At 65.6% G+C, this 6,584-nt stretch carries 5 protein-coding genes; all 5 read right to left on the reverse strand.

Features of this window, described 5'->3' with window-relative positions; genetic code table 11:
• Positions 1 to 643: restriction endonuclease subunit S (locus ACE3UY_RS04605; RefSeq protein ID WP_374686378.1), on the reverse strand; the 643-nt coding region annotated here is incomplete at its 3' end.
• Positions 644 to 1,013: 370 nt separating this feature from the next.
• On the reverse strand, positions 1,014 to 2,456 hold the full coding sequence (locus ACE3UY_RS04610; RefSeq protein ID WP_374686379.1) for an N-6 DNA methylase: 1,443 nt from the start codon (positions 2,454 to 2,456) through the stop codon (positions 1,014 to 1,016).
• 142 nt (positions 2,457 to 2,598) lie between these two features.
• Positions 2,599 to 4,914 (reverse strand): EcoAI/FtnUII family type I restriction enzme subunit R, encoded by a 2,316-nt coding sequence (hsdR, locus tag ACE3UY_RS04615; RefSeq protein WP_374686380.1) that lies wholly within the window; start codon positions 4,912 to 4,914, stop codon positions 2,599 to 2,601.
• A gap of 325 nt (positions 4,915 to 5,239) precedes the next feature.
• Positions 5,240 to 5,587: a hypothetical protein gene (locus ACE3UY_RS04620; protein ID WP_374686381.1), complete on the reverse strand. Its 348-nt coding sequence runs from the start codon at positions 5,585 to 5,587 to the stop codon at positions 5,240 to 5,242.
• Between the two features lie 167 nt (positions 5,588 to 5,754).
• Positions 5,755 to 6,584: ParA family protein (locus ACE3UY_RS04625; RefSeq protein WP_374686382.1), on the reverse strand; the 830-nt coding region annotated here is incomplete at its 5' end.

Consider the following 6,584-nt stretch of genomic DNA (forward strand, 5'->3'; position numbering starts at 1 on the left):
CGCGGCGGCGCTGCGTCTCGGCCGCGGCCAGGCGGGCGGCCAGTTCGTCGGCCTGGGCCAGCAGGTGGTCGACCTGGGCGACGATGCGGTGTTGTTCGGCGGTGGGGGGAAGGGGGAAGGGTACGTCGTGAAGGTCTTTCTTGCGAACACCCTTGACTGTCATACCAGAACCTTCTATTTGCAGGGTGCGGTATGCAAGAATGAAATACGCCTTGTTGATTGCTTTAGGTAGGTAGAAGGCTCGCAGGTCTTGGTTAATAGCCACATCCATCTGGTTAATCGCGATGCGACCTATTGCCATTCTCACACAAACTATGATATTTCCGGCTGGAACCAAGGGTACGCCGCTCTCATCCAAAGCTTGCTTCGTGATAGTGTCTTGTGTTTTGGAGAGAGCACCTTCGTCGTTCAGGTCTTTTACACTTGCCCACGGAACTTCGCCTCCCCAAAAGCGCGGGTTATTCTTTGATGGGGTTTTTCCTCCGTGATCATGAAGAAGGAGACTCGAAAGCGATACCCACCGCCAATTCGGAGGAATTTCATTCGGCCCATTAACATATTCAATATCCTGTATAAGTCTTGGCGGGGCACTGAGGCCAAATTCCGAAGCTCGTTCAGATCGTTCTTTACCGATCTGTGCCATTGAAACGTCCACAGACTCATCATTCGGGTCTTGGGGGACGAGCCTGCCGCGCACGGCCAGTTGCAGGATGAGCTGCTTGAGGCGGGCGACGTCGGCCGGCGTCCGCGCGGCGGCGTCGAAGTGGGTGAGGAGGGTGATAGGGGATAGGAGATAGGGGCTAGGGACTAGGGAAGAGTGCGCTGTCCTGGTTTCTGGTTTCTGACTCATCGCTCGTTCGTTATCGTTTCCGGTTGCGCCCGTTCAGAGCGCCGCGCGCATCTGAGGATGCGGACTCTGATTAGGTTCCGGTTGCGCCGCGCGCATCTGAGGATGCGGACTCTGATTAGGGGTTAGAGAACAACGCTCTTCCCTAGCCCCTAGCCCCTAGCCCCTATTCCCTATCCCCCAGCGACGCGGCCAGGGCGGCGCGGAGGGCGGCGCGGGCGGCGGCGGCGGCAGCCTCTTGCTGCTGCCAGAGGGCCAGCAGGGCGGCCGGGTCGGCGTCGTCGCCGCCGGCGGCGTGGGGGTTCTTGACGTCCAGGTTGTAGTGGCGGGCGATGATGTCGTCGGCGCTGACGCGCCAGGCGTAGGGCGTCGCCTCCCGATTGTGCCACCACGCCTTCTCCAGGTCGAATTCGCCGATGGTGATGGGGCGGGTCTTGGTGTACTGCTTGTAGCCGGGGGGCAGTTGGTGCTCGAAGTACCACACCTCGCGCGTCGGCTCGCCCTTGGTGAAGAACAGCAGGTTGGTGCGGATGCCGGTGTAGGGGTTGAAGACGCCGTGGGGCAGCCGGACGATGGTGTGGAGGTTGCAGACGGTCAGCAGCCGCTCCTTGATGCGCGTCTTGACCCCCTCGCCGAAGAGGGAGCCGTCGGGCAGGACGATGGCCGCCCGGCCGCCGTCGCGCAGGATGTGGATGATGAGGGCCAGGAAGAGGTCGGCCGTCTCCTTGGTCTGGAAGGCGGCGGGGAAGCCGGATTCGACGCCCGGCTCCTCCACGCCGCCGAAGGGCGGGTTGGTCAGCACCACGTCGACGCGGTCGGCGTCGCCATAGGCGCGGTAGGGGCGGCGGGTCAGAGCGTTGTCGCGGGCGACGTTGGGCACGCTGACGCCGTGGAGGAAGAGGTTGGTCACGGCCAGCATGTGGGGCAGGGGCTTCTTCTCGACGCCGGCGAGGCGGCGCTCGGCGGCCAGCTTTTGTTCGCCGTCGGCGGCCTGGGCCTTCAGGCTCTCCAGGGCGCAGACGAGGAAGCCGCCGGTGCCGCAGGCGGGGTCTAGCACCGATTCGCCCAGACGGGGGGCGGTCATGTCGGTCATGAACTGGGTGACGGCGCGGGGGGTGTAGTATTCGCCGGCGTTGCCCGCGCTCTGCAGGTCGCGCAGGATTTTTTCGTAGATGTCGTTGAAGAGGTGGCGGTCGGCGGCGCGGTGGAAGTCGATGGTGTTGATGCGGTTGATGACCTGGCGCATCAGCGTGCCGTTCTTCATGTAGTTGTAGGAGTCGGCGAACACTTCCTGGACGACGTAACCGCGGGGGTCGTCGTCGCGGTCGAAGGCCAGGCCCTTGAGCGCGGGGAAGAGGTCGTTGTTGACGAAGCTGAGGAGGGCGTCGCCGGTGATGCCTTCGTCGTCGGCGGCCCAGTGGCGCCAGCGCAGGTGGTCGGGGATGGGGGAGGTGTAGCCCTCTTCCCATTCGTAGTACTCCTCGTTGGCGTCGAACATCTTGAGGAAGAGCATCCAGACGAGTTGGGAGATGCGCTGGGCGTCGCCGTCGACGCCGGCGTCCTGGCGCATGACGTCCTGGATGGCTTTGATGGTGGTGGAGATGGTCATGGGTGATGATTATTCAAGGCAATTAAACACGAATGGGACACGGATTGAACGGGTTTGACGGATTAAGCGTTTTCACAGCGGGTTTCAATCCGTGGTATCCGTCTCATCCGTGTCCCATCCGTGTTTAATCGGCAACAGGCGGTTAGTGAACATGATAGAGCTGGCGGCGCAGGCGGCTGACGGCGGCGGCGTAGGCGTCGCGGCCGCCGAAGGCGCGGACGATCTCCATGGGCGTGCCGAAGCGGTTGAAGGGGGGCAGCTGTAGCAGCTCGCGCCCCAGCCGGGGGTCGGCGGCGGTCTCGATGGCCTCGATGCCGCTGTCGGCGTAGCGGTCGAGCAGGGCGGCCAGCACGGCGCGGGCGGTCTCGCCGTGGCGGGTGAAGACGTCGTCGCGCTGGACGGCGCTGGCCCGCTGGCGGCGGGTCAGGGGCGGCTGGCCGTAGGCGACGTGGCAGACGAGGTCGAACGGGTCGTAGTCGCCGCCGGCCTGCTGGGCCAGCTCCTCCAGCAGCACGCCGCGCCGGATGAGTTCGACGATCAGCTCCTTTTTGCGGCCGGCGGCGTCCCACGATTGCAGGAAGTCGTCGAGCGTGCGGTAGTGGGCCAGCGTCCGGTCGCGGCTGTAGTCGGCGAAGGATTGGGTGATGAGGGCGCCGGTGGGGTCGTAATACTGGACGCGCTCGCGGACGATCCAGACGGGCACGTCGTCCACCACGTATTGGGGGGACTTCTCGGCCGGCTCGGGCGGGTCGTCGCCGGGGGCGGGTGGGAGGTCGGGCGGCTCGCCCGGCCACTCGTCCGACTGCACCGGGTCGCCGTCGAAGGCCGGGTCATAGAAGAGGCGGGTGACGTCGCGGAAGTCGATGATGGTGAAGTGGGTCTTGCCCAGGTCGGGGCGCAGGCGGGTTCCGCGGCCGATGATCTGCTTGAACTCGGTCATGGAGTTGATGATGGTGTCCAGGACGATGACCTTGCACGTCTGGACGTCGAGGCCGGTGGTCAGCAGCTTGGAGGTCGTGGCGATGACGGGGAAGCGCTCTTCGGGGCTGATGAAGTTGTCAAGTTCGTTCTTGCCCTCGGGGCTGTCGCCGGTGATGCGCATGACGTAGCGGCGGTTGGCGGCGGCCTCGCCGCCGATGGCGTTGACCAGGCAGCGGCGCAGGCGTTCGGCGTGGGCGATGTCGACGCAGAAGACGATGGTCTTGGCGTAGGGGTCGGTGGCGCGCAGATAGTCGGCCACGCGCTCGGCGACGAGTTCGTTGCGCTGTTCGAGGACGACGGCGCGGTCCCAGTCGAGGACGTTGTATTGGCGCGGCTCGATGACGTGGCCGTACTTGTCGGTCTGGCCGGGGGCGGGCAGCCAGCCGGGGGCGTCTTTGTCCACGTTGACGCGCAGGACTTTGTAGGGGGCCAGGAAGCCGTCGTCGATGCCCTGGCGCAGGGAGTAGGTGTAGAGGGGCGCGCCGAAGTAGTCGATGTTGGAGACGTAGGCCGTCTCTTTGGGCGTGGCGGTCAGGCCGATCTGGATGGCGGAGTCGAAGTAGGTCAGCACCTCGCGCCAGGCGGAGTCGTCGGCGGCGCTGCCGCGGTGGCATTCGTCGATGACGACCAGGTCGAAGAAGTCGGGCGAGAACTGGCGGTAGACGTTGTGCCACTCTTCGGAGCCGGAGACGCCCTGGTAGAGGGCCAGATAGAGCTGGTAGGATTTGTCGATGACGCGGCCGGTGATCTTGGTCATCACGTCGGCGAACTGCTTGAAGTCGTTGGTCTTGGCCTGGTCGATGAGGAAGTTGCGGTCGGCCAGGAAGAGCATGCGACCGACGCGCCCCGCTTTCCAGAGACGCCACATGATCTGGGCCACGGTGAAGGTCTTGCCGGTTCCGGTGGCCATGACGAGCAGCAGGCGGCGCTGGCCGCCGGCCACGGCGTTGAGGGCGCGCTGGATGGCGACCTCCTGGTAGTAGCGGGGCGTCTTGCCGCCGCGCTCGCGGTAGTAGGGCTGGGTGATGAGCGCGGCCGTCTCGGGGGTGAGGGCGTGGGCGGCGGTGTAGCGCGCCCAGAGGTCGTCGGGCGCGGGGAAGGCGGCCAGGGGCAGCTCGCGCTCGATGGGGCCGGCGGCGGGCAGGCGGCAATGCTCGATGAAGCCGTCGCCGTTGGAGCTGTAGGCGAAGGGAGCGTCGAGGAGCTCGGCGTAGCGGAGGGCCTGCTGCAGGCCGCCGCCGACGGCGTGGCGGTTGTCCTTGGCCTCGACCACGGCCAGGGGGACGTGGCGGTGGAGGAGCAGGTAGTCGACGAAGCTGCGTTCGCCGCGGGTGGCTGTCTCGCCGGCGACGTGCATGCGACCGTCGGTGAGGTAGTACTCTTCGCGGATGTCGGCCGCCCCCCACCCTGCCCCGACGAGGGCCGGGCGAATGTAGCGGCTGCGGATCTCTTGTTCGGTCAGGCCTTTTTTGCTCATGAACGTTCGTCGCGTGACCTGCCTCTCGTCCCCCGATGGGTATTTATATCACAAAAAGCGCGATAGGCACGTTCACTTATGCGAAGAAAGAGAGAAGAATCCACAGATTTCACATATTACGCAGATTAAGAAAGATCTCACGCGAAGAACGCCAGGTACGCCAAGTACGCAAAAAGATAAATCTTCTTTGTGTGCTTGGCGTACCTGGCGTGCGATCTCCCCACCCCGCCGCCTCTCCCCTGTTACCTATTCATAGTTAAACTAATCCAAAGTCCTTAACCACTCTGTTCTTCATCCGCCCCATCCGCGAAAATCCGTGGTGGGTTTATTCCCGCTTCAACCGCCGCCGCACCACGGCCACCTCCGTCTCCGGCCGCAGCCCGGCGTCGTAGAGCGCGATCATGTGCTCCACGAACCAGCGCGCCGTCTCGGCCTGGCTGAGGCCGATGGCGGCGGCGATCTCCTTGAGGCGGGTGACGCTCTCCGGGGCCAGGTAGACGGTGTAGCGCAGGTGGCGGCCGGCCATACGCTTGCCGCCGGTGGCGCGTTCGGCGTCCTGGTGGGTGACGCGCTCCAGCCCGGTGCTGAAGTCGCGCCCCCGCCCCTTGCGCGCCGGGCGCTCGGCGGTTTGGCGTTCGAGGTTGTCGAGAAAGTCGAGGGAGTCGTCGCTCATGGTTGTTTCCAGAAGGGTTATCCGCAGATTAGGCAGATTGGGCAGATTAAGAAGCTCACGCAAAGAGCGCCAAGGTCACAAAGGACGCCAAGAAGAGCCTTTTGCGTTCTTGGCACGCTTGGCGTTCTTTGCGTGAACTTCTTCAAATCTGCCCAATCCGCGGATGATTACTCCGTATAGAGCCGGTCAATGAGCCGCTGATACGCCGCCGTGGCCGGGCTGGCTTCGGCCGGCGGGTACTCGAAGAGCGTCTGGCCGCCGGCGGCCTGGCTCTGCTGGACGACGACGCTCTGGATGATGGGGATGGCGACGCGGGAGCGGCCGTATTTGTCCACCAGGTCCTGATACACCTGCCGGGCGAGGATCTGGCGCGGCTCGAAGAAGGTGGGCAGGATGACGCTGACGGTGATATCGAGGCCGTCGCGCTGGAGGTCGTTGATCATGGCCGTGTGCTGGGCCGCGCCGGCGGCGTCGAGCATGGCGGTGCGGACGGGGACGATGGCCCGGTCGGCGAAGCGGTAGACGGCGGTGGTCAGGCTGCCCAGCGAGGGGGGGCAGTCGATGACGATGTAGGCGAAGGCGGCGCGCAGGGGGCCGAGGCGGTCGAGCAGCACGTCGTCCAGCCCCCCACCCCCGTTCCGGCCGCGGCGGTAGGCCTGGAAGTCGCGGATGAGCAACTCCTCGGTGGCCTCGACCAGCCGCTCGGTGGCGGGGATGAGGAAGAGGCCGGGCCGGCCGGTGCCGCCGCGCTCGCGGGGGATGTCGGGGATGATGGTCTCGCGCGGGGTGGCGCGGCCGGCCAGGAGGTCGCTGACGCAGCGCCCGCCGGGGTCGATGCCGAGGGCGGTGGCGCAGTTGCCCTGGGGGTCCATGTCGAGGAGGAGGACGCGGCCCACGGGGCCCTCCCCTAGCCCCTCCCGGCGGGCGGGGGATTCGGCTCCCTCGCTCCTTGGGAGAGGGTTGGGGAGAGGGTCGGGGGACGAAGCGCCCTCCCCTA

The organism is Promineifilum sp. (SeqCode), from assembly GCF_041918635.1.
Taxonomy (GTDB): domain Bacteria; phylum Chloroflexota; class Anaerolineae; order Promineifilales; family Promineifilaceae; genus Promineifilum.

Coding starts and splice junctions, on each gene's coding strand:
- hsdR (WP_374686380.1), bottom strand. CDS start 4,914: ATGAGCAAAAAAGGCCTGACCGAACAAGAGATCCGCAGCCGCTACATT.
- ACE3UY_RS04620 (WP_374686381.1), bottom strand. CDS start 5,587: ATGAGCGACGACTCCCTCGACTTTCTCGACAACCTCGAACGCCAAACC.
- ACE3UY_RS04610 (WP_374686379.1), bottom strand. CDS start 2,456: ATGACCATCTCCACCACCATCAAAGCCATCCAGGACGTCATGCGCCAG.